This window comes from Trujillonella humicola, from assembly GCF_046233715.1.
Lineage (GTDB): Bacteria > Actinomycetota > Actinomycetes > Mycobacteriales > Geodermatophilaceae > Trujillonella > Trujillonella humicola.
The window spans coordinates 1-20,981 of sequence record NZ_JBJNRJ010000063.1 but is presented as its reverse complement, the minus strand read 5'-3'; the positions used below and the strand labels follow the sequence as shown (position 1 = coordinate 20,981).

Sequence of the window (20,981 nt, the reverse complement as noted above, 5' to 3'; positions counted from 1 at the left end):
TCGGCGCGCGAGCCGGTGGCCGCGGAGCTAGCGTCTTGGGGGAGCTCGAGTCGAGGGCAGCCCACGGACCGTCGAGCGACACGCGGCGCGCGGTCCACGTGACGGCGAGGAGCGCTCGTGGCCTGCCCCCTGGATCCGACCGGGGCGGACCGCTGGCCGGTCGGTCGTCGGCGGGGCCTCGTCGAGGCGGTCGGCAGGGCGCTGACCGGCTACGCCTGGCGCCGTCTCACCCCGCGCGCCGTCGCGGCGGTCGTCATCGCCGTCGCCGACGAGTCCCGGCGCCCGCCGCGCGGAGGCCATCGGCCGGAGGAGTCCGTGGTCACCCCCGGCATGACGCCCGCCCACCGGGACGACGAACGGGTCGACGGTCTCGTGCTCGTGCTCGACGCGACGCCCGGGTGGCGGGACCTGACCGCGGAGGCCGTCGCGCGGCGGCTGGTCACCGGCCTCGGATCGGTCGAGGAACGGGCGCTGTGGTTCGACCTCGAGGTCCGTTGGCTGCTGGAGCCGCCGTCGTAGGTGCCCGTGACGGACAGCTGTCGCTGACGCAGCGGAAGCCGAGATGGCTCGTCGAGCTGCGCACGGCCTGGCCCTGACGCGCCGCCGGGCGGTAGCGCATGCAGTAGGACGGCGCGCACAGGTGGGAGCCGCCTTTGATCACCCGCCGGGTGTGCTCGCCGAACTGCTCCGCGGCCGGCGCACAGCAGCCCCCGTGCTCCGACGCGTCCCCGTCGGGAGAACCGGGAGATGCCGGCCACCCGGTGGTGGTCCACTCCCAGACGTTGCCGGTGACGTCGGACAGTCCGTAGCCGTTGACCGGGAACCGCTTGACCGGCGAGGTGCGGTGGAAGCCGTGGAGCTGCAGGTTCTCCCAGGGGAAGCGGCCGTACCAGCGGTTGGCCATGATCCGGCCGCGCGGCGCCGGGTCGTCCCCCCAGGCGTACACGGCCTGGTCCAGCCCACCGCGAGCCGCGTGCTCCCACTCCGGTTCCGTGGGCAGCCTCCGACCGGCCCAGTCGGCGTACGCGAGCGCGTCGGTGTGGGCGACGTGGACCACCGGGTGCAGGTCGCGCCCGTGCAGCGTGGATCCCGGCCCCTCCGGGTGCCGCCAGTCCGCTCCGGGAACCCAGCGCCACCAGGCCGTCCAGTCGTCCAGCGACACCGGCCCGGTCGTGGGGACGAACACCAGCGAGCCCGGTACCAGGAGGCCGGGGTCGGCGTCGGGGAAGTCGGTCGGCTCCGGAGGTCGTTCGGCGACGGTGACGTGCCCGGTGGCTCGCACGAAGCGCCGGAAGGCGGCGTTCGTGACGGGGTGCTCGTCGACCCACAGGTCCGCGACGACCGCCGTCCGGACCGGCGCCTCCTCCGGGTAGAAGCGGTCGTCGCCCATCCGGAACGCCCCGCCGGGCACCAGGACGGCGCCGTGCCGCTGGGGGCGGGTCGTGGTGCTCACTCGCGGGCGATCATCGCCGCGGCCTCGCGCTCGAGGTCGATGTACGGGGTGCCGGAGACGTCGATCGCCACGCGGTGCAGGGTGCCGCCGGTGAAGGCCCACGGCTGCGTGCCCGGGTACCGGGTGACCGGGTCGCCGCTGTCCCGGCCCACGGTGAGGCCCTCGCCGGCGATGGAGAACAGACCGGGCTGGGTGCGGATCTGCCCTTCGCCGACCTTGCGGTCCCCGTGGTAGAGCGACAACGTGCCGTGCGCGGTGCCGGGCGGGTCCTCACCGGTCTTGTCGAAGGACGCCGACAGGATCAGGTTCTCACCGGTCGGGAGGTCCTCGGTGGCCTCGACGTGCTGCTCGGTGATGCCGACGAAGTTGTTCACGTAGTGCAGCCGGTTGTCGGCGATGTAGAGGGCGTGCCCGCCGAACCGGCTGCCGTGGGCGAACAGCACACCCTCCGCGCCGGGCGCGGGCAGGTCCACCTGCGCGCCGACGGTGAACGACCGGTTGCGGACGTTGACGGCGATGTGCTCGGCGATCTCGGCCGTGCCGGCGCGGTAGACGTAGCGGTCCCGAGCCGCGATCAGCTGCGGGCGCGGGGTCAGGAAGATCTCCACGGCCGATCGGTCGTCGAGCGGGAGGGCCTGGTTGGCCCCGGCCTCGTAGAACCACAGGCCGATGAGCTCGGCCAGCTTGTCCGGCCGCTCGGCCGCCAGGTCGTGGAGCTCCGAGCGGTCGGTGTCGACGTGGTAGAGCTCCCAGGTGTCCTGCTCGTAGTGGCCCCAGCCGCTCAGCGCCGGATGGGTGGTGACGGCCTTCCAGCCGTCGTGCCAGATCCCGCGGGTGCCCAGCATCGAGTAGAACTGCGTCTGGCGCCCCGACGGGGCGGAGGCGGACGCGAAGCTGCCCTGCATGCTGACGCCCTGGATCGGGATCTGCGTCACGCCTCGCACGCTCTGCGGCTGCTCGAGTCCCAGGCACTGCAGCAGGGTGGGCACGATGTCGACCGCGTGGTGGTACTGGTCGCGGACCTCGCCGCGAGCGGCGATGCCGGCCGGCCAGGAGATGATGCAGGGATCGCTGGTGCCGCCGTTGAACGAGTAGCGCTTCCACATCTTGAACGGGGTGTTGAAGGCCATCGCCCAGCCGGTCGGGTAGTGGTTGTAGGTGCGGGGGCCGCCGAGCTCGTCGAGCATCGCCAGGTTGTCGGCGAGGTCGTCGGGCACCCCGTTGACGATCTTCATCTCGTTGACCGAGCCGTTCGGGCCGCCCTCGCCGCTGGCGCCGTTGTCCGAGACCAGCACGACGATCGTGTTGTCGAGCTGGTCGATCGCCGCCAGGTGGTCCATCAGTCGTCCGATCTGGGCGTCCGCGTGCGACAGGAAGCCCGCGTACACCTCGGCCATGCGAGCGAACAGCCGCCGCTCGTCCGCGTCGAGGCCGGCCCAGGGCCTGGTCTGGTCTGGTCCGGGGAATGCCGCGCCGTCCGGGCCGCTGCGTGTCTCCTGGGTGCCGATCGGGTTCACCGGCGGCAGTTCCGTGTCGGGCGGCACGATCCCCATCTGCTTCTGCCGCGCCAGGATCTGCTCGCGCGCCGCCTCGTAGCCCATGTCGAAGCGGCCGCGGTACCGGTCGGCCCACTCCCGCGGCACGTGGTGCGGCGCGTGTGCCGCCCCCGGCGCGTAGTACAGGAACACCGGCCGGTCGGGCGCGATCGACTTGACGTCGTCGATGAACTCGATCGCCCGGTCCGTCAGGTCGACGCTGAGGTGGTAGCCCTCCTCGGGCGTCGCGGGTGCGTCCACCGGGTGGTTGTCGTGGACGAGGTCCGGATACCACTGGTTCGTCTCGGCTCCGAGGAAACCGTAGAACCGCTCGAAGCCCCGGCCCAGCGGCCAGTTCCGCTTCGAGGCGGCGAGGTTCATCTCGTCCTGGGCGCACAGGTGCCACTTGCCCACCATCGCCGTGCTGATGCCGCGCTCCACCAGCACCTCGGCGAGCGTGGCGCACTCCGGCGGCACGTGCCCGTTGCCGTTGGGGAAGCCGGTGGCGGCCTCGGTGATGCAGGCCATGCCGTTGCTCGTGTGGTTGCGGCCGGTGAGCAGGCACGCGCGCGTGGGGGAGCACAGGGCGGTCGTGTGCCATTGCGTGTAGCGCAGCCCCGCGGCTGCGATGCGGTCGATGTTCGGGGTGTCGATCAGGCCCCCGTAGCAGCTCAGGGCGCCGAAGCCGACGTCGTCGAGCACCACGACGACCACGTTCGGCGTCCCCGGTGGCGCCACCGGCTGCGCGAAGGGCGCCCAGTCCGGGGTCGAGTCCCGGATGTCGAGGTTCACCACGCCACGGAACGGCTCGGACATCACGGACTCCTCAGCTCGGTCGACCCGGCCGATCGTCGAGGTGGCAGGTCGCGGCTGCCCTCACCCGCCTCGGATGAACGTGGGCGACGGTGGCCCGCCGACTCCCGGCGTCGTCTCGCCGCAGCCGGAGCGCCCGACCAGCACGACGTGGTCACCCGGGGGTTCGTCGGGACGCGCGACCTGCCACGGAGGGGCTTGCGGCCCTGATGGACCCGGCTGGTCCCGCATAGCGTGGACGTCGACCAGGAGGTGGCCATGACGACCACTGCGCACGAGGCCCACGAGGGCCACACCCACGTGCACGCCCCCGACTGCGGCCACGCGGCCGTCGAGCACGAGGGCCACGTCGACTATCTGCACGACGGGCACCTGCACCACGTCCACGACGACCACGTGGACGAGTGCAGCGGTGAGGTGCACGCGGTCCACGGAGCCCACGACCACGAGCACGGCGACGGGTGCGGCCACGCCACCGTGCAGCACGGCGACCACGTCGACTACGTCCACGGATCGCACCGCCATGCAGCCCACGGCGGGCACTACGACGAGCACTGACGAGCCTCGGGACGCCGGATCGCCCGGCGCACGAGTGCGAGGGAACGGTTCCTGTGCGGACCCTCCGCATCGCCCGGGACGACGCCGCCGATGAACGCCTCGGTCGCGACGACCCGCCGCGCTGCCGATCGGGATGCTGCTCGACCAGGACGTCACCGGCGCATCAGGCACCGGGCGACGGCAAGCGAACCGGCCAGGGTCGCGGCGGTGACGGCGGTGAGCGCGGGTCGCTCGTGCAGCAGCCACCCGGAGGAGTTGACCGACGAGTAGACCAGCATGCCGCAGGCGACCAGCGCCGCGCCGCGGCGCTGCGGCCATCCGCGCAGCAGCGACGTCCCCGCGGCCAGGGACGACGCGGCCATGGCGGCCTCGGCGGCCAGGTGGAAGGCCGGGACGTTGCCGGCCTCCGGGGTGCCCGCGTAGGTGAACAGTCCCCCCCGGAACGCCCCGGGCAGGGACGTCGCCCACAGCCCGGCGACGCCCGCGCCGGTGCCGAGCAGGAACCAGCCGGCACGGCGCTCCGCGGCGTCCGCCGCGTGCGGCGTCCGGGCGGTCATGGGCGCGCGCCCTCCCGCCGGGACAGCGTCACAGGCATGACCCCCAGGTGCAGGGCGGTCGTCCCGCCGTCGCGGCTGAACACGATCGGCACCGTCCCCGACCCCAGCGACGAGAGGTCCACCCGGAAGGCGTAGGGGTCGGCGGGGTCGTCCGGGTGCAGCGCGAAGCCCCGGACGAGCGGGGACGCGGGCGTGAGGAACCGCAGCCAGAGCTCGCCGGCGCGCACGCGCACCGTGGCGCCGGCGCCGACGAAGCCCCGCATCCGCACGTCGGTCAGCGGCCCCGGTAGGTGGTACCGGCCGCACAGGTCGGGCCAGGTGTCGGGTCGCTGCGGGACATCGGTGCGGATCGCCGGGTGCGCCACGCCGATCAGGTCGTCGAGCAGCGCGCCGAGCTCGGACGGCAGCCACAGCGACCCCCGGCGGGTGCCGTTGGTGAAGGCCATGACGGCGACGCCGTCGCGGGGCGCGACAGAGATCTGCGAGTCGAAGCCCGGCAGGATCCCCTGGTGCTCCACCACGGGGTGCCCGCCGGCGTCGACCCGGAAGAACGCCAGGCCGAGCCCGGGGATCCGTGGGTCGGGCTGGAACTGCGGCCGGAACATCGCGGCGAGGGTGTCCGGCGCGAGCACCCGGCCGTGCTCGTTGGCGCCTCCGCCCAGCAGCGCGGCGAGGTAGCGCGCCATGTCCCGAAGCGAGGAGTACACGCCCCCGCCGCCCGCGGTCACCCAGTCCCGCAGGGGCACGGCCTCCGGACCGCTCCTGCCGAGGACGTACCCGGTGGCCAGCCCCGCCCGCACGAGGTCGGAGCGCACCAGGTCCGTGGCGGTCATGCCGAGCGGCTCGAACACCCGCGCGCGCAGGTAGGCGTCGAAGGGTTGCCCGCTGACGTCCTCGACGATCTGCCCGACGGTCGTCGGCCCGTGGTCGGTGTACCGGAACCGGGTGCCCGGCTCGGCGATCACCGGCAGGCGACCGCGGTAGTACCGGGCCAGGGTCGGCACGCGGCCCGGCGGGAAGCTCTCGCCGAAGTCCCGCCGGCCGAGGTCGCGCCAGGAGGTCTCCTCGCCGAGGCCGGCGGTGTGGGTGAGCAGGTGGCGCACGGTGACCGGCCGCCAGTCCGGCCGGCGGGGCACCAGCCGGTAGGCCCGCAGGTAGTGGTCGGCGGGCGCGTCCAGGTCGACCAGACCCCGCTCCACCAGCTGCATCACCGCGACCGCGGTGAACGTCTTGCTGATCGAGGCGACGCGGAAGACGGTGTCCTCGGTGACCGGCCGGCCGGTCGCCAGGTCGGCGAGCCCGTGCACGCGCAGCTCCGCCGGCGCGCCGTCCCGGACGATCCCGACGGCCAGCCCCACCGCCGGGTGCCGGTTGAGCAGCTGACCGGTCCAGCGGTCCAGGTCGACCTCGTCCGTCGTCAGCACGCTCATGGCCGCACCTCCCGGGGTGAGCGGGACGGTCCCAGCGTGGGCGGGAGGGCCGTCGGGGACAGGAGGCGACCGGCCCTGTCCGGGCGGGTCCCACGTCCCTCTCCGGGCGGAGCAGCGGAAACGCCGGTTGACGTCTCCGGTCTCCTTCTCGGGCAGCACCCCGGCAACTAGGTTGCGCGCCGTGGGAACACGCCTGGTCGCCTACCTGAGCTACCGAGACGCCCCCGCCGCGCTGCGCTGGCTGCAGGCGCTCGGGTTCGACGTGGTGCGCCGTGCCGATGCCGAGGACGGCACCGTCGCGCACTCGGAACTCCGCCGTGACGACGTCGTCCTCATGATCTCCAGCGACGACGCCGAGTACTCCCGCCCACCTCTGGTCGGGCGCTCGACCGGCGGCGGGCTGTACCTCGTCCTCGACGACGCCGCCGCGGTCGACGGGATGTACCTGCGCGGCATCGACGCCGGCGGCACGCCCGTGTTCGGTCCGGAGGACACCGAGTGGGGCACCCGGCGGGCTCGGCTGCTCGATCCCGAGGGCGGGGAGTGGAGCTTCGGCAGCTACGTCCCCGGCGAGTCCGGCGAGGGCTGGTAGCTGCTGTGCCGGACGCGCCGCGGGTGCACGCCGCCGATCGGGCCGCCTGGCGGGCGTGGCTCGCTCAGCACGCGGCCGACTCCAGCGGGATCTGGCTGGTGTACGACAAGGGCCGGGGACGGCGGCTGTCCTACGACGACATCGTCGAGGAGGCGCTGTGCTTCGGCTGGGTCGACAGCCTGCCCCGCGCGGTCGACGACACCCGCGCGATGCTCTATGTGGCTCCGCGGAAGCCGCGCAGCAACTGGTCACGGGTGAACAAGGAGCGCGTCCAGCGGCTCATCGCCGCGGGGGCCATGTCCGAGGCCGGGTCGGCCGTCGTCGAGGCGGCGAAGGCCAGCGGCGCCTGGAACGCGCTGGACCGGGTCGAGGACGGTGACGAGCCCGACGACCTGGCCGCCGCGCTCGACGCCGCGCCCGCTGCCCGGCGGGAGTGGAACGCCTTTCCCCGGTCGGTCCGCCGCGCCATCCTGGAATGGGTGGGCAACGCCAAGCGACCGCAGACCCGGGCTCGGCGCGTGGCCACCGTGGTCGCGGAAGCGCGGGAGGGCCGACGGGCCAACCAGTGGCGCCAGCCGGCCGGACGACGCCGGCCGGCGGGAGCGGCCGCCGAGCACGACCGGTGACGCTGCCGGGCGCGCTGCCCGCCCGCTGCAGCACGACCCGCCCCTGCCGGGGTGACCGACGAACCCCGGGAGGGCTGCGCCGTCGCCGGCTGGAGAGCACCGACGTCCCGGTCGCCGTCCGAGCATCGCGGGACCGTAGCGGACTGGTGCGGCACCGTCTCCGGTGTGCCGATCCTCCGCATCGCCCAGGACGACACCGCCGACGACCTGCTGAGCCGCGACCCGCTCGCGCTGCTGCTGGGCATGCTGTTCGACCAGCACATGCGTCGAGCAAGTAGCGGAGCCGTCGTCCGTGCGAGGCAGGATGCCGCGGCAGGGCCGGTCAGAGGCCGAGATAGCGGGTGACGGCGAGCTCGATCTCCTCCAGCTCGTCGCGGTGGAGGAAGTAGGCGGGTTCCCCGTCGATGAACCGAACGTCGATGCTGCGCAGCTGGTCGATCAGGAACCGGGTCGGGACGCCGCCCAACTCGATCTCGGGCCGGAAGGCAGCTGGTTGCGCCCGTGTCGACGTCGGGACGATCGTGGCGATGTTCCAGGCCATGTCCGTGGGGCTGAGGACCAGGCCGTAGCGCCGGCCGCGCTGCTCATGACCGCGTCGCGCCTCGCCGAGATCGACCCGGTAGACGGCGCCGCGGATCACCAGGCGTCGGTTTCGTCGGACAGGTCCTCGTCGGCCAGCCGCTCGGCGTCGGCCCGTGCTCGCGCGAGCCACGCCTCGCGATCCAGGAGGTGCAGCGCGCGACGGATGACGTCGGCGGTGCGCTCGTCCGCCCGCATGGCCTCGCGGATGATCCGCTCGTCGTCCTCCGTCGGACGGAAGCCGATGGTCCTGCTCACGACCTGATGTTAGACAGTTGTCACACAAATGTGCAACGGGCGCTGAGTCGAGGGCGTCGGTCGGATCGCCGTCCGGCGGACGTGCGGCCGCGCCGGTCGCGCAGGCTGAGCCCTGCTGGCGGGTGATGGCGTCCGACGCTGACCACGGCACCCTCTGCGTGTGGGCGTCTCCGGCAGGATCCCGAGGGAAGCCTTGCGGGCGAAGGGGCGCGTCGCCAGCCTCGGCGCATGCAGCTGACGAAGGTCCCGGCGGGTTTCCTTGTGGCTGTTGCCGCCGCCGGCACACTCTCCGCGTGCTCGTCCGCGCCCCCGGCGGCCGATGAGGTGACGTCGCCACCTGATGAGGGGTCACCGGCAGCCGCCTACGAACGGACGGGGGACTGGGGAACCGGTGAGCAAGCGCTGCTGGCCGGGACACTCCGCCTGGTCGACGGATGCCTCGTCGTCGAAGGTGCCGACGGCCGGCAGACCGTACCTGTGTTCCCCACGGACTTCACCTGGCGCGAGGGCGACTCCTCCGTGGAGGGACTCGGTCACGTTGTCACCGTTGATGAGGATGTCGTGCTCACGGGAGGGTTCACCGAGTCTGCTGGTGGTGTCGCCCGCCTCCCGGAAGGCTGTGAAGGGGCCCAGGCGTACTTCCTGGTCCAGGCCATCTGAGGTGCGGTCGTCGCGGGTGGGGAGCGAGCCGCTCGGTTGCGTCCGACGCTGACTCCGGCACCATCTGCGTGTGCCGACCCTCCGCATCGCCCAGGACGACGCCGCCGACGACCTGCTGAGCCGCGACCCGCTCGCGCTGCTGCTGGGCATGCTGTTCGACCAGCACGTGTCAAGAGGAACAGTAGAGCGGTCTCGCTGAGGCCACCCCCGTGGTCAGACGCCGCCCAGCGGCCATCCTCGGCGGACCGCTACGAGAGCCGGCCGCGGGGTGATCTGCGCGCGGCCGGTCAGTGCTCGTCAAGGCGCGGTCGGGGTCGGCTCCCTGCTCGGTGTTCGGTCGCGGGGGCGCCCCGCCGTACCAGTCGATGCAGACCATCGTCGCGTCGTCGAGGTCTCCGCCGATCGCGTGCAGCACCGCGGCGAGATCTCCCCGATGCGAACCGTCGGCCCGCTATCGGACGAGTTCCGAGCCCCGCTCGACAGGTTGGGGGTCACCGGCTCTCGGGGCAGGAATCGCGGCCTCGGTGTTCGGCTGCGCGAACACAGGCGAGGCCGGGTTGAAGCCCTTGACGAGCAGCCAGATCCCGACGGAGAGCTCGAAGACGGCGACCGGGATGACGGCGAGCCCGGCGAGGAGCGCCACCCGGTCGTAGACCCCGAAGAAGATCGCGATGTCGGAGGCGAGCAGCAGCGGGGCGCCGACGAACGCGACGATCGGGAGGATGCGCGGGACCAGGCGGGACCTGAAGAGCAGGTAGCCCAGGAGAAGGTCGCAGAAGACGGGCATGAGGCTCTGCGAGAGCAGGAACGTCCGGTCGTAGGCCGCGAGCAGGGTGTGGCCGGTCGTGGTCAGCGAGGCGTTGTCCGCGCCGGCGGTTCCGGCAACGTCGGTGCGCAGGGTGATGATCGTGAGCAGGCTCGTGACGCTGACGAAGATGAGCGTGGTCTCCACGAGTCGGGCGGCGACCAGCCCGAGGGCGGCAGACTCGTTCTGCCGCTTGAGCACGGGGAACAGCACGAGGGCGGTGCTGATGCCGGCAACGCCGACGATCACCTCGGTGAAGGCGCCCCAGAGCACGCCGGTCTGGCTTCCGGCTCCCAGGATGAAATCGGCGTGATCCCGGATGGGGTTGTACAGCCCGAGGGTGGGGATCGAGACGAAGGTGAGCAGGTAGAGCACGCCGGCGAGGCGGGCTCTACTTCTCATCGGGCTAGTCGCGGCTGGTGCGGCGGCCGGGGTGTGCACGGTGGCGGTCATGGTCGGCTTCCTGGGCATCGGTGCGAGGGCCCGCAGCGGCGGTCGCCGCTGCGGGCAAGTCAGGAGCAGCGCGGGCGGCGCGGTGTGGCGGCTCATCGCCACCGGTCGCCCTTCGCGACGACGTAGTGGCGCCAGACGTACCCCCAGGGGGTGACGGCGAGAATGACGATGTCGAACGAGCAGTTGAAGATGATCTGGCTCATGGCCGGGGTCACCTCGCCGGCGAGCGCCGCCGGCAGCGCCACCACCGACAGCCAGAGCACCTTCCACAGCGACTCGAACAGCAGGATGGGCAGCATCCGCACCGGGTACCGCAGTCCGAGGAACGCCAGCAGGGACATCGCCGTGAGCATCACGGCGACCACTCCTTCGAAGAGCGGCAGGGACTGGTCGTAGTTGATGACCAGCGGCCATTTCACAAGGGCGAGGCCGATGCCCATGAGGGCGTAGCCGACTCTCATCGCGTGCAGCCGCCAGAGCGGCAGTTCTTCTGCGTCGACGCGCGGGGAACGGTCGGACGCAGCCGGGGTGTGCGCGGTGGCGGTCATGGGTGACCTTTCGGAGTGGTGGTGCGCGGTGTGCACGCGGCCCGTGCCGCTCCTGGCGGCCGCCGTGCAGTAGGTCAGGTCGGGAGTCATCCGGACGTGGAGGATGGGACGCCGTCGCCCTGGCTGCACCTACTTCACTTCGGACCTCATGACCAGACGGAGGCCGATCAGCAGGGGGCTGAGCAGCCACGTGACGCCGGTGACGGCGATGTGGGCCCATTCCTGGGCGGTCAGGGCGTGGGCGAAGAGGAACAGTCCGGCTTGGGCGAACTGGATGTCGACCCAGGGCTGCAGAGTGTGAAACCACTGCTGTGAGGTGGCCAGCAGCCCGAACACGGTGGGGATGAGGAACGTCAGCACGAAGTAGGCCACAAGCGCCCCGATCGAGGCCCGGAAGAGCACCCCGAGCATGAAGCCGATGAGCAGGCTCAGCACCATTCCCAGGACGTAGTACAGGCACTGGGTCACATTCACGTCCCAGACCAGGGCCGTACCTCTGATGGCGGCGCCCAGCAGGTTCCCCAGCGCGCCGACCGCGAATGCCAGCACCATCGCGGCGATGGCGATGCCGACCGACGAGATGGCTTTGGCAGTGATGATGCGGCCGCGGTGTGGGACCAGGGTGAACGTGGTGAGTCCGGTGCGTTGGCTCCACTCGCTGGTGACCGCCAGGATCGCGATCAGCGGCAGAATGATGACGACCGGGAACCGGATGGCAGTCGCGAAGGTCGAGTAGGTGAGGTTGCCGTCCGGGGCCCACAGGATGACACCGCCCGCGGCGAGCAGCGAGGTGATCGCGATGCTGGCGATCAGCCAGAACCCGGAGCGGGTGTCGAACATCTTGCGGAGCTCGACTGCGATGATCCGGGTCAGGGGTATCGGCTCGACGGTCGCGCGAGGGAGGCGGACCTGAGCTGCTGCGACGGCGGTCATCCCGGTGCTCCTTCTCGTTGGGTGCCGGCGGTGAGCTGGAGGAACGTGTCTTCGAGCCCGGCGCTGGAGGCGGCCCGGAGCTCGGTGAGCGGGATGCCGGCGTCGAAGGCGACCTGCCCGACCAGGGCGGCGGCCGCGTCGGTGTGCAGCGTCCCGCCGTCGGAGGTCGTGGCGGTCAGCCCGCACTGGGTGAGGGCAAGCTCGAGGGCCAGGATGTCGGCGGCACCGACGACGGTGCCGGCCTGGTGGAGGAGGTCGGTCTTGGCGCCCATCGAGACGATGCGGCCGAGACCGATCATCACGATGTCGTCGGCGATGACCTCGATCTCGTGGAGCAGGTGCGAGGACAGCAGCACCGTGCCGCCGCGGTCGGCGTAGCCGCGGAGCAGGTCACGCATCCACCGGATCCCGGCCGGGTCCAGTCCGTTGGCGGGCTCGTCGAGGATCAGCACCTCGGGGTTGCCGATCAGGGCGGTCGCGATCCCGAGCCGTTGACGCATCCCGAGTGAGTACTCGCCCACCCGACGCGACGCCTCGGTCGGGGTGAGACTGACGATCTCCAGCATCTCCTCGACGCGGGCCCGCGGCAGTCCCATGAACTGCTGGGCCAGGGTGAGGATCTCCCGGCCGGTGCGGCCGGCGTGCTGGGCCGAGGCGTCCAGCAGGACGCCGACCTCGCGTCCCGGGTTGGGCAGGTCCACGTAGCGGCGCCCGGCGATGGTGGCGCTGCCGGCGTCGGGCCGGGTGAGCCCGACCATGATCCGCAGGGTGGTCGACTTTCCGGCCCCGTTCGGTCCCAGAAAACCGGTGACCCGACCCGGGAGGGCGGTGAAGCTGACGTCGTCGACGGCGAGCGTGGTGCCGTACTGCTTGGTGAGCTTTTCGACGGTGATCATGTGCCAACTCGCTGACTTCGGGCTGATGGGCGGTGTGGGGGCCGGCTTTGTGCCGATGGGTGGTTCAGCCGGTCGCGGTGAGCCCGACCGGTTCGGCGCTGACCTGCCAGAGCCGCGCAGCCACGGCCTGGTCGTAGCTGCGCGGGGAGGACCTCGTGGCTGTGCTGCTGACGAAGTACCGGCCGCTGACCTCCGCCAGTTCAGGGGCCGAGGCCAGGTGAATGGAGGTGGCCGCGCCTCTGGCTGCCGACTTCATGAACGGCCGCAGCAGCGGGACGAAGACTCGTTGGGTGCCTGCGGGGTCTTCGGCGCCGAAGCCGGTGCGCACCATCCCCGGGTGCAGGGCGTTGGTGGTGACGGCGCAGCCCTCCAGCCGCCTGGCCAGTTCGTAGCTGAACAGGATGTTGGCGAGCTTGGACTGGTTGTAGGCCCGAGCGCCGGAGTAGCTGCGTTGGCCCTGCAGGTCGTCGAAGTCGATGCGGCCCAGCTTGTGGGCGTTGGAGGCGACGATGACGACGCGGGCGGGGGCGCTGTCCTTGAGTCGGTCGAGGAGCAGGTTGGTGAGCAGGAACGGCGCGAGATGGTTGAGGGCGAAGGTGCGTTCGAGCCCGTCCGCGGTGAGGTGTCGGGTGTTCCAGTAGCCCACGACGTTGTTGACCAGCACGTCGATGCGGGGCAGGTGCCCCAGCACCTCGCCGGCCACGCGCCGCACCTCGGACTGGGCGGACAGGTCGGCGATGAACGCATCCACCGGTCCGCCGCCGGCGGCACGGATCTCGCGGACCGCGTCCTCTGTCCGCGGGGGGTCGCGGCCGGTGACTGCGACGTGCGCGCCGAGGACGGCGAGGCCGAGGGCCGTCGCCTTGCCGATGCCTCCGGTGCCGCCGGTGACCAGCACCGTCTTCCCGATCATCGGCCTTGACTCGTGGTGAGCCTGCATCATGTGCGTGCCGTTCCGAGGATGCCCGCAGCGGTCACCGCGCCGCCCCCGGCCGGCGGCATTCCGAGCGCGGCGCACGGCTCATCCCACGGGGCCGGCAGTTGCCGGTGGTCCCGCGCCGCGTCGACCCGGACGGGGAAGGGCGCTCGGTTCTCGGTCATGCCGCGCTCCCAGCGTCCGGACTGGGGGTCGGGGTGGGAGCGATGGAGACGACGAGCTTGCCGCGAGCCCGCCCGTCGAGCAGGTGACGAATCGCCGCGGCGACGCCGGTCAGCGGGTAGGTCCGGTCGACGGCGGGGGTGACCGCGCCGGCCTCGATGAGCTCGCGCAGGGCGCAGAGGTCAGCGGCCTTCTCCGACGCGACGAAGGTGCCGAGCTTCTGGCCGATGAACACCGAAAGTAGCGTGGCCCGGATCTGGCGGTCGCTTCCACCCAGCCACCGTCCGTCGGTCTCGCCGCCGACGATGACCAGCCGTCCGGTCGGGGTGAGCGCGCGGCGCAGCCGGGACAGCCGGCCGTTGCCGCCGGTGTCGAGGACGACGTCGTAGCGGTGCCTGCCGTCGGTGGCGTCCTCCCGGGTGTAGTCGATGACGTGGTCGGCGCCCAACGCCCGGACCGAGTCGACCTTCGCCGTGCTGCACACCCCGGTGACCTCAGCCCCGAACGCCTTCGCGATCTGCACGGCGAAGCTGCCCACTCCACCGGAGGCGCCGATGACGAGCACCTGGTCGCCGGCCTGGATGCGCCCGTGGTCGCGGACGGCCTGCAGCGCGGTCAGTCCGGAGACGGGCACGGCGGCCGCCTGCTCGAAGGTGAGGTTCGCCGGCTTGGCGGCCAGCTTGTCCGGTCGGGCGAGGGCGTAGTCGGCGAAGGTGGCGTCGCCGACGCCGAACACCGCCTCGCCCACCGCGAAGCCGGTCACGGCGGCCCCGACCGCCTCGACCGTTCCAGCCAGACTCCGTCCTGGGTTTGCGTACTTGGGACGGCGGAGGCCGAAGCCGGCCAGCCGGATGGGGTAGGGCAGCCCGGCCATGATGTGCCAGGTGCCACGGTCGACGCTGGCGGCGTGGACCCGGACGAGGACGTCGTCGTCGGTGATGGTGGGCCGGTCAATCTGTGCGACGCGGAGGAGTTCCTCGGGGGCGGGGCCGTAGCGGTCCTGTACGACCGCCGTCATGTCGAGACGGCCTCTGGCCGTGGCGGGCGGGTCTGTGAGGGGGTTGGAGCGCGTGGTCGCCATCGGGACCGTCTTCTTTCGTTTTGACCGTGGGTCGTTCGGCAGGTGGGGCGTTGGAGGACGAAGTCGCTCTGCCGCTGTGGTCGAAGCCAGATGCTCGGGGAGCCGACAGATCGGTTGTGGGTCCGGAAGAAGGGCCGGATCAGTGGGTGACCCGCCTGGTCTAGCGGGGTGAAAGGGCCGTCCCTCGCCGGCCGACCAGGTTGGCGCCCGATGGAAGGCCGGCTACCTGACTGGCGCGGGGGCCACCGGGGTGGGACCGCCGGGCACCCCGGAGGGCGGCGGGGCCGTCGGGACGGCCGGGGTGGAGCCGGGGTCGGTGCCGCCCTGGTCGAGCCGGAACGGCGGATACCGGTCGGTCATCAGCGCGGCGTAGGCGGCCACCCGCAGCGCCCAGCGGTCCATGCCGATGATGAAGTCGTACAGCGAGCGGGGGTAGCGGCCGGTGAACAGGACGACGATGCCGGCGATGAGCACGAGCAGCCCGACCAGTCCGCCGGCCGCCCACGCGTCGCTGCTGTGCTGTCCGTGCGCGCTGAACCACAGGCCGCCGCCGACGAAGATGCCGACGATCACGTACTGCGGGATGGCCAGCAGCCACCACTTGATCAGGACCAGTCCGCGGGACAGCCGCTCGGGATAGGCGACGTCCAGGTGTGCCGGGTAGTCCGCGACCTCGGCGAGGGTGAAGGGCGGGTAGCGGTCGGTGGCCAGCGCCCCGTAGCCGTAGTAGTGCACCCGCCACGACCAGCGCAGCACGCCGACGTTGAAGTCGAACAGCGCTCGCGGGTAGCGGCCGGTGATCAGGATCGCGAAGAACGCAATGATGCCGACCGCGTAGAACGCCAGCCACAGGAACAGCAGCACGACCAGGTGCGGCACCAGCAGCAGCCACTTGACCAGCCACAGCCCGCGGGAGACGGCTTCGGGCTCGGCTGCCCCGTCCACGCGCACGGGATAGGACGGGCGGTACTCGGTCATGACGACCTCTCCGCCCATCGGCTCGTGCCAATCCCGGCGAACGCCGGAGTGCCGGTGGAGCGCCCCCCGCTGCATGCGCACCTCACGACGTGAGGTGGCGCTGGGGACCATCCTCGCGGCCGGAACGGGTGTCAAGGAGCGCAGCCGCGGCCCTGCATCCCCTGCCTGGACGGCACCGTCAGTTCACCGACCCCGATGAGACCGAAACGTCGGCGGGGGTTCTTCGGAACTGCGAGGTTCGGCGCTGCCGCACGTCCTCGGCCAGCTGGCCGACCTGCCGGTCGACCAACTGTGCGACCATGCTCGACCGCATCCTCACCGGCCGGGCCGACGGCGACATGGCCCTGCTCGCTCTCCGCTGCCACCCACGGAACGGTGCGCGCAGGCGCGTACGGGAGTAGCCAGCCGACGCCCCGGGGGAGGAGGTGTGCCGGGCCGGGTCGACCTCGATGGACGCGGGCGCCCGGTCTGCCTGGCGATCAGGTGGCGCGGTCGTCGTCGAAGGATGCCGCCGCCTGCTGCAGGGCGCCCCCGGCGACGCGCCCCGCGACGACTGCGCCGGCGAGGGCGGTCAGCGGCTGTCCGGTGCGCCGGGCGTGGGTGCGCATAAGGGCGAAGGCCGCCTCCACACTCGTCCCGGTCTGGGCCGACAGGACCCCTTTGGCCTGCTCGATCAGGACCCGGCTGTGCAGGGCGGCCTGCAGCTGCTCGGAGATCGTGACCTGGTCGCGGACGGCGCGCTCGTGGAGCAGGCCGATCGTGGCGATGTCGGCCAGTCCCTGGGCGACGGCGAGCTGCTCGTCGCTGAGCGGTCGCCGTCCGGCGCTGAACAGGTTCAGGACGCCGATCACCTGCCGCCGCAGCCGCAGGGGCACCGCGTGCGTGGTGCCGAACCCGATGTCGCGGGCGGCTCGGGTGAAGATCGGCCACCGGTCGACGGCGGTGGCCAGGTCGATGTTGGCGATAACCCGGCCGGTGGCGAAGCAGTCCAGGCACGGTCCCTCCTGCTGCTGCAGCTCGAAGAGCTCCAGCAGGCGCGCGGACTCGTGGGTGTGCGCGATCAGCCGCAGGTTGCCGCGTTGGTCGTCGAGCATCAGCCCGGCGGCGTCGGTGTCGACCAGCTCCACGCAGCGCTCGGTGAGGATCTGCAACAGGTCCACCACGTCGAACTCTTCGACCAGGGTGTCGGCCAGTTCGACGAAGACCTCGGCCAGGCGCCGTTCACGCATGATGCGCTCCTCCACTCGGCGGCCGGCTGGTGTGATGCCGTGCCGCGTTGCGGTGTGGGTCAGTCATGGTCGTCGTCCTGCCCGAGCTGGACCAGGCCGTCGAGGACGTCGCGGGCCAGGTCGCCGATCGGGCGTTCCTCGGCGTAGGCGCGGGCGCGCAGCCGCGCCAGGGCCTGAGCCAGGCTCACCCCGGCGCGGACGGAGACCACCCCCGTGGCCTGGTGCACCTCGGCCCGGTCGTCCAGGACGGCCAGGGCGTGCGGGGGCGGGAACCCCCGGGCGGTGTCCTGGACCTGCAGATCCAGCAACAGCTGGGTGGCGGCGTCGGCGAACGTCAGCGCGTCCGCGAGTTCCTCGCCGGACAGCTCCCCGGCGGCGTCCCGGTAGAGGTCGAACACGCCGAGTCGGATGCCGCCGACCTGCAGCGGAAAGGCGAAGACCGCTCGGAGCCCCGCGGCGTCAGCGCCGGCGGCGAACTGCGGCCAGCGCCGCGACGAGGTGTCGGCCAGGTGCGGTGCCAGGACCGGGCGGCCGGTGCGCGAGGCGTCCACGCACGGTCCCTGGCCCAGGGTGAACTGCAGCTCCTCCAACTGCAGCCCCGCCGTCGCTGGCGGCCACCGTGCCGGCCGGTCCCTCGTCGGTCATCAGCGCCAGTCCCACACCGCTCACCGGCAGGGTCTGGGCACACAGCCGGACCAGGCCGTCGGGCAGGTCCGCCCCGTCGCGCGAGCCGGCCCACACGGCGGAGAGGATCTCCCTCACCGCTGTCGACGGCATGCTGACATCCCCAGTCCGGTCACAGGCGCGGGCCGGTCATCCACCGCCCACGGCGGCGGACGGATGGACGCCTTCGCCACCGGTTCCGCGCTCGCCGTCCGGGGTAGCCGGGTGCCGACCATGCCGAGGACTGCTGCGGATGGTCACCGTCGTGCCGAGTCGTCCGGCGGCCACCGTGGTGTCGGCCAGCAGCCACATCATCCGCAGGCCCCGCCCCCGGTGGGTGCCGGCGGGGGCGTCCCGCCACTGGCCGTGGTCGCACACCACGATCGTCACCCGGCCGTCGCCGAGCTCGGCCAGGACCTCGAAGAACGGTTCGGTGGGATTCCGGGGATGCTCGATCGCGTTGCTGGCGGCCTCGCAGGCGGCCAGGAGAAGGTCGTCGCGCTCGTCGTCGGACAGTTGGGCCTCGCGGAGAAAGGCGTCCAGTGCGCGGCGCAGAACGGTGACCGAGCGCCCGGTCGCGGGCAGATGCCAGTGCTGACGGGGACCAGCGGGCCCGCCGTTGTGCGAGGTATCGCTCGATGGCCGACTACCAGCGGGGGAGGTGTCTGGCCAGCGCGCCACCTCGTCACTCTCATCGTCGGCTGGGCTTGGATGGCGATGCGGGCTGATCACTATCGGCTCCGCACGTCGCGTGCGCCGTCGAGGGGCTCACCGCCGCGCTCGGCGCGGCGGACGACGAGCACCATCTCCGTAGCGCGCCGCCGACGGCGACCAGCAGGCAGACCCGCCGCGGACGACCCGGTCGACCGGGAGCCGGCTCCTGGGATGTCACGGGCCGCCGGCCCGGGGCAGCGGCTCGTCGCTCCGGACGCGCACGCGGCGGGTTGGCTGTTCCCCAGCACCTGCGTGCCTGATCCGGCCGTGTCGAGTCGGCCTGGGACAACGCCTGCCTCCGTCATCTGGTCCGCTTCGGCTGCCAGCATCTGATGCACGGGCACAGCTCCCCAGAACGGTGAGGTCGCCGGGTCCGGGGCCACCAGATGAGCAGCGCAGCCGCTGCGTCGACCTCAGCGTAGCCCTGCCCGCGAACAACAGCGCCCACGCGGAGCACACCGAAGCCTCTGCGGTTCCGCGCTATCCGGCATTGCGCCGCCGCCCCCAGGGACGCCGGTGGGAACGGCATGGCCCGTGTGCCGCCGCACGACGAGGTGGCCGGTTGCTCACCGGCTGCAGCGGCCGGTGAGCAGCGGTCGACGCGGGCGCACGCGGCTCGAGCTCGGGTCGGACAACGGCGGGATGCGCGTAGGGTCAGCGCTGACGCCAGTTCGGCGCCCAGCCCCTCCGCTGGCGGAGGGAGATCGGCGGTCCCCGATGGGACCCAGCACGATACAGACGAGCCACCCGCTCCCAGCCGACCGGTCATGACCACCATCCGGCGCAACCGCGTTCCCGCGCACCCGGCGGTGGACGCCGACCGCCCGACGCCGACGACTGCCGGTACACCGCAGCGGCGCCCTGGCGATCGGGACCCGGTCCGACTCACACTCATCGACCCTCCGGGGAAGCGGACGACGTTGGACGGGGCATGGTGGCCCCGGACCCGCAGCCTGAGCGACGAACTGCCGGGCCTGGTCCAGGAGTTGCACCGCCGGGGGATCCGGGTGACCCGGGCGGCCTACAACCCCGACGCCTGGGAGGCCGCGCCACGGCGACTGGCAGCCGACGGCCGGACCATCCGGCTGGGGTGGTTCCGCAGCATCGACCCGCAGCTGCTCGCTCTGACCGGCGACACCGCCCGCGGCCGGCTCGACCTGCTCGTCGTTCCACCGGACACGGCGGCGGGAGCCGCCCGGCAAGCCTTCACCGCCGCGTCCGGCCGCGCCAACCGGCGCACACCCAGCGCGGTGCTCGCGGCACTGCACCCGGCTGCGGCGCCGGTCCCACCCGCGCAGCCGGCCGTCGACCGCCTGGCCGCCGGGCACGCTGTCCCGACGGAGAGGGGGGCGGAGGCGGCGTGGGACGCCGAGGCGGCAGTGTGGGACTCCGAGGGCGGCCACCCACTCAGCTGAATCCGGCCCATGACCGTCGGCGCGCGACCGTGCCCGCGGGGACGACCGGGCCTGGAGGAGGCAGGTCCGGCCAGGACCCGCACGACTGCCTTTCCCACCTCCGTGCCCGACGTCCCTTCGCCGAGTCCGGAAACGCGTAGCGTCCATCGCGTCCGGCACGAGTGACGTCCTCCCCGTGGTGCCCACCGAACCGGCTGACAGCACCATTGCGGAGCGGACCATGTCCCTTCTCCAACCCGACACCAACTCCACCCCGCCCCCCCGCCCGGACGCGGTGCCTGTCGACGCGGCGCCGATGCCCCCGAGTCAGACGCTGGCCGGGCAGGGAAACTCCGCCCCGCCCGCCGCCCAGCCACGCCAACAAGTACGCGGCACACGCACCGGCCGGGTCTGGGTGGGACATGGGAACAAGTCCCGGCACAAGGATGGGGACTACGCAGGGGACAACTCGGCGGCGGCGTCCGGAGGGCGAGCACGGGCGCCGGCTCGCCTCGTGGTGGACGGTCGCCCCCCAGTACGGCAACAGGTGGGCGGTCTGGTGACACATCGTCCCGCAGGGCCTGGCCGACATGGCCGCGCACGTGCTCTGGGTCCTCGACCAGCCACCCCGGCCTCGAGGTGTGGTTCCACGGCTCGTTCCGCCGGGCCGCCGAAAGCCCGCCGGGCCGCCACTGGCCGGATCGGGCGGCAGCGCAAGGCCGACCCGCTGCACACGCCGGGCGGTCGGCCGGCGGCCGTCGGGGTAGGGCGGCCCGACAGCCCGCTGGTGAACTGCCGGGCCTGGGCGCCTCGCCTGCCGGCGGGCGCGGCGCCGTGGGAACAGCATGCCCGGGCTCAGCGACCTCCGCCGTCTCGCCGCCCGGGGGCCGGGGCGGGCATGGCACCGGCGGCGCACAGCTCGTCGGCGATGGCGACCAGCTTGCGGTTGGTTCGCGAGGAGGTGGCCACCAGCAGCCGGAACGCATCGTCTGCGGTGATCTTGTACCGCTCCATGAGGATGCCCTTCGCCTGACTGTGAGGCTGGCCGGGTCGACTCATCGGTGATGGGCTGACAGCCGGCGGCAGTGGGCGTGACCCTTCGCCTGACTGGCTTCGTGCCTTCCAGC

Annotated in this window: 25 protein-coding genes; 8 read left to right on the top strand and 17 right to left on the bottom strand. The window is 72.4% G+C overall.

The features are described from left to right. The first annotated feature begins 117 nt into the window (after positions 1 to 117). Positions 118 to 519 (top strand): hypothetical protein, encoded by a 402-nt coding sequence (locus ACK586_RS22155; RefSeq protein ID WP_409332681.1) that lies wholly within the window; start codon positions 118 to 120, stop codon positions 517 to 519. Here ACK586_RS22155 and ACK586_RS22150 read toward each other — a convergent pair. Together ACK586_RS22150 and ACK586_RS22145 are read right to left on the bottom strand one after the other, a co-directional pair. Further along, a complete protein-coding gene (locus ACK586_RS22150) occupies positions 440 to 1,453 on the bottom strand; it encodes a formylglycine-generating enzyme family protein (protein ID WP_409332680.1) in 1,014 nt (337 codons plus the stop codon). The two genes, ACK586_RS22155 and ACK586_RS22150, sit on opposite strands and share 80 nt — an antisense overlap. Further along, entirely contained in the window at positions 1,450 to 3,804 is a 2,355-nt protein-coding gene (locus ACK586_RS22145; RefSeq protein ID WP_409332679.1) for an arylsulfatase, read from the bottom strand. The genes ACK586_RS22150 and ACK586_RS22145 overlap by 4 nt, the downstream gene beginning before the upstream one ends. Before the next feature lie 255 nt (positions 3,805 to 4,059). On the opposite strand from ACK586_RS22145, the gene ACK586_RS22140 reads away from it, so the two are divergent. Further along, positions 4,060 to 4,359: a hypothetical protein gene (locus tag ACK586_RS22140; RefSeq protein ID WP_409332678.1), complete on the top strand. Its 300-nt coding sequence runs from the start codon at positions 4,060 to 4,062 to the stop codon at positions 4,357 to 4,359. A 152-nt stretch (positions 4,360 to 4,511) separates the two neighbouring features. On the opposite strand, the gene ACK586_RS22135 is transcribed toward ACK586_RS22140, so the two are convergent. Next, a complete protein-coding gene (locus ACK586_RS22135; protein WP_409332677.1) occupies positions 4,512 to 4,916 on the bottom strand; it encodes a DUF8058 family membrane protein in 405 nt (134 codons plus the stop codon). Further along, positions 4,913 to 6,346: a serine hydrolase domain-containing protein gene (locus ACK586_RS22130; protein WP_409332676.1), complete on the bottom strand. Its 1,434-nt coding sequence runs from the start codon at positions 6,344 to 6,346 to the stop codon at positions 4,913 to 4,915. The genes ACK586_RS22135 and ACK586_RS22130 overlap by 4 nt, the downstream gene beginning before the upstream one ends. A 181-nt stretch (positions 6,347 to 6,527) precedes the next feature. Between ACK586_RS22130 and ACK586_RS22125 the strand changes: the two genes are divergently transcribed. The 3 genes from ACK586_RS22125 (at position 6,528) to ACK586_RS22115 (ending at position 7,909) form a co-directional block, all read left to right on the top strand. Then, complete coding sequence (locus ACK586_RS22125) at positions 6,528 to 6,938, top strand: VOC family protein (RefSeq protein ID WP_409332675.1); 411 nt, start codon at positions 6,528 to 6,530, stop codon at positions 6,936 to 6,938. 5 nt (positions 6,939 to 6,943) lie between these two features. Further along, the gene (locus tag ACK586_RS22120) at positions 6,944 to 7,564 is read left to right on the top strand and encodes a YdeI/OmpD-associated family protein (RefSeq protein ID WP_409332674.1); all 621 of its coding nucleotides are present in this window, start codon (positions 6,944 to 6,946) and stop codon (positions 7,562 to 7,564) included. 165 nt (positions 7,565 to 7,729) lie between these two features. Next, entirely contained in the window at positions 7,730 to 7,909 is a 180-nt protein-coding gene (locus ACK586_RS22115) for a hypothetical protein (RefSeq protein ID WP_409332673.1), read from the top strand. Here ACK586_RS22115 and ACK586_RS22110 read toward each other — a convergent pair. Continuing rightward, a complete protein-coding gene (locus ACK586_RS22110; RefSeq protein ID WP_409332672.1) occupies positions 7,887 to 8,204 on the bottom strand; it encodes a type II toxin-antitoxin system PemK/MazF family toxin in 318 nt (105 codons plus the stop codon). The genes ACK586_RS22115 and ACK586_RS22110 overlap by 23 nt on opposite strands. Then, the gene (locus ACK586_RS22105; protein WP_409332671.1) at positions 8,201 to 8,401 is read right to left on the bottom strand and encodes a hypothetical protein; all 201 of its coding nucleotides are present in this window, start codon (positions 8,399 to 8,401) and stop codon (positions 8,201 to 8,203) included. The genes ACK586_RS22110 and ACK586_RS22105 overlap by 4 nt, the downstream gene beginning before the upstream one ends. A gap of 228 nt (positions 8,402 to 8,629) precedes the next feature. Here ACK586_RS22105 and ACK586_RS22100 point away from each other — a divergent pair, with 228 nt between their 5' ends. Then, on the top strand, positions 8,630 to 9,061 hold the full coding sequence (locus tag ACK586_RS22100) for a hypothetical protein (RefSeq protein WP_409332670.1): 432 nt from the start codon (positions 8,630 to 8,632) through the stop codon (positions 9,059 to 9,061). Between the two features lie 70 nt (positions 9,062 to 9,131). Continuing rightward, complete coding sequence (locus ACK586_RS22095; protein ID WP_409332669.1) at positions 9,132 to 9,260, top strand: hypothetical protein; 129 nt, start codon at positions 9,132 to 9,134, stop codon at positions 9,258 to 9,260. Positions 9,261 to 9,512: 252 nt separating this feature from the next. Here ACK586_RS22095 and ACK586_RS22090 read toward each other — a convergent pair whose 3' ends face one another. The 10 genes from ACK586_RS22090 to ACK586_RS22045 form a co-directional block, all read right to left on the bottom strand. After that, entirely contained in the window at positions 9,513 to 10,319 is an 807-nt protein-coding gene (locus tag ACK586_RS22090) for a DUF4386 domain-containing protein (RefSeq protein WP_409332668.1), read from the bottom strand. Positions 10,320 to 10,411: 92 nt separating this feature from the next. Continuing rightward, positions 10,412 to 10,957 (bottom strand): hypothetical protein, encoded by a 546-nt coding sequence (locus ACK586_RS22085; RefSeq protein ID WP_409332667.1) that lies wholly within the window; start codon positions 10,955 to 10,957, stop codon positions 10,412 to 10,414. A 39-nt stretch (positions 10,958 to 10,996) separates the two neighbouring features. Then, positions 10,997 to 11,800 (bottom strand): ABC transporter permease, encoded by an 804-nt coding sequence (locus ACK586_RS22080; RefSeq protein ID WP_409332666.1) that lies wholly within the window; start codon positions 11,798 to 11,800, stop codon positions 10,997 to 10,999. Beyond that, positions 11,797 to 12,696, bottom strand: coding sequence for an ABC transporter ATP-binding protein (locus ACK586_RS22075; RefSeq protein WP_409332665.1), 900 nt, complete (start codon positions 12,694 to 12,696; stop codon positions 11,797 to 11,799). Before ACK586_RS22075 ends, ACK586_RS22080 begins: the two co-directional genes overlap by 4 nt. 64 nt (positions 12,697 to 12,760) lie before the next feature. Next, positions 12,761 to 13,609, bottom strand: a complete 849-nt coding sequence (locus tag ACK586_RS22070; protein ID WP_409332664.1) for an SDR family oxidoreductase — start codon at positions 13,607 to 13,609, stop codon at positions 12,761 to 12,763. Positions 13,610 to 13,793: 184 nt separating this feature from the next. Next, a complete protein-coding gene (locus ACK586_RS22065; protein ID WP_409332663.1) occupies positions 13,794 to 14,813 on the bottom strand; it encodes an NAD(P)-dependent alcohol dehydrogenase in 1,020 nt (339 codons plus the stop codon). Positions 14,814 to 15,098: 285 nt separating this feature from the next. Beyond that, positions 15,099 to 15,854 carry a DUF4389 domain-containing protein gene (locus tag ACK586_RS22060; protein WP_409332662.1) on the bottom strand — a complete coding sequence of 252 codons (756 nt, stop codon included), beginning with the start codon at positions 15,852 to 15,854 and terminating at the stop codon, positions 15,099 to 15,101. A 479-nt stretch (positions 15,855 to 16,333) separates the two neighbouring features. Continuing rightward, positions 16,334 to 17,083 carry a GAF and ANTAR domain-containing protein gene (locus ACK586_RS22055; protein WP_409332661.1) on the bottom strand — a complete coding sequence of 250 codons (750 nt, stop codon included), beginning with the start codon at positions 17,081 to 17,083 and terminating at the stop codon, positions 16,334 to 16,336. A gap of 59 nt (positions 17,084 to 17,142) precedes the next feature. Next, entirely contained in the window at positions 17,143 to 17,673 is a 531-nt protein-coding gene (locus ACK586_RS22050; RefSeq protein ID WP_409332660.1) for a GAF and ANTAR domain-containing protein, read from the bottom strand. A gap of 223 nt (positions 17,674 to 17,896) precedes the next feature. Further along, a complete protein-coding gene (locus tag ACK586_RS22045) occupies positions 17,897 to 18,478 on the bottom strand; it encodes an ATP-binding protein (RefSeq protein WP_409332659.1) in 582 nt (193 codons plus the stop codon). A 509-nt stretch (positions 18,479 to 18,987) separates the two neighbouring features. On the opposite strand from ACK586_RS22045, the gene ACK586_RS22040 reads away from it, so the two are divergent. Next, positions 18,988 to 19,875, top strand: coding sequence for a DUF5994 family protein (locus ACK586_RS22040; protein ID WP_409332658.1), 888 nt, complete (start codon positions 18,988 to 18,990; stop codon positions 19,873 to 19,875). Positions 19,876 to 20,709: 834 nt separating this feature from the next. Here the strand turns inward: ACK586_RS22040 and ACK586_RS22035 are convergent. After that, positions 20,710 to 20,913 (bottom strand): ANTAR domain-containing protein, encoded by a 204-nt coding sequence (locus ACK586_RS22035; protein WP_409332688.1) that lies wholly within the window; start codon positions 20,911 to 20,913, stop codon positions 20,710 to 20,712. Between the last annotated feature and the right edge of the window lie 68 nt (positions 20,914 to 20,981).

What these genes read in the sequence shown, in the direction of transcription:
- ACK586_RS22145 (WP_409332679.1), bottom strand. Translation starts at nt 3,804, where the DNA reads ATGTCCGAGCCGTTCCGTGGCGTGGTGAACCTCGACATCCGGGACTCG.
- ACK586_RS22140 (WP_409332678.1), top strand. Translation starts at nt 4,060, where the DNA reads ATGACGACCACTGCGCACGAGGCCCACGAGGGCCACACCCACGTGCAC.
- ACK586_RS22135 (WP_409332677.1), bottom strand. Translation starts at nt 4,916, where the DNA reads ATGACCGCCCGGACGCCGCACGCGGCGGACGCCGCGGAGCGCCGTGCC.
- ACK586_RS22130 (WP_409332676.1), bottom strand. Translation starts at nt 6,346, where the DNA reads ATGAGCGTGCTGACGACGGACGAGGTCGACCTGGACCGCTGGACCGGT.
- ACK586_RS22100 (WP_409332670.1), top strand. Translation starts at nt 8,630, where the DNA reads ATGCAGCTGACGAAGGTCCCGGCGGGTTTCCTTGTGGCTGTTGCCGCC.
- ACK586_RS22090 (WP_409332668.1), bottom strand. Translation starts at nt 10,319, where the DNA reads ATGACCGCCACCGTGCACACCCCGGCCGCCGCACCAGCCGCGACTAGC.
- ACK586_RS22085 (WP_409332667.1), bottom strand. Translation starts at nt 10,957, where the DNA reads ATGACTCCCGACCTGACCTACTGCACGGCGGCCGCCAGGAGCGGCACG.
- ACK586_RS22080 (WP_409332666.1), bottom strand. Translation starts at nt 11,800, where the DNA reads ATGACCGCCGTCGCAGCAGCTCAGGTCCGCCTCCCTCGCGCGACCGTC.
- ACK586_RS22075 (WP_409332665.1), bottom strand. Translation starts at nt 12,696, where the DNA reads ATGATCACCGTCGAAAAGCTCACCAAGCAGTACGGCACCACGCTCGCC.
- ACK586_RS22070 (WP_409332664.1), bottom strand. Translation starts at nt 13,609, where the DNA reads ATGATCGGGAAGACGGTGCTGGTCACCGGCGGCACCGGAGGCATCGGC.
- ACK586_RS22065 (WP_409332663.1), bottom strand. Translation starts at nt 14,813, where the DNA reads ATGACGGCGGTCGTACAGGACCGCTACGGCCCCGCCCCCGAGGAACTC.
- ACK586_RS22060 (WP_409332662.1), bottom strand. Translation starts at nt 15,854, where the DNA reads ATGACCGAGTACCGCCCGTCCTATCCCGTGCGCGTGGACGGGGCAGCC.
- ACK586_RS22055 (WP_409332661.1), bottom strand. Translation starts at nt 17,083, where the DNA reads ATGCGTGAACGGCGCCTGGCCGAGGTCTTCGTCGAACTGGCCGACACC.
- ACK586_RS22040 (WP_409332658.1), top strand. Translation starts at nt 18,988, where the DNA reads ATGGCCCGTGTGCCGCCGCACGACGAGGTGGCCGGTTGCTCACCGGCT.
- ACK586_RS22035 (WP_409332688.1), bottom strand. Translation starts at nt 20,913, where the DNA reads ATGAGTCGACCCGGCCAGCCTCACAGTCAGGCGAAGGGCATCCTCATG.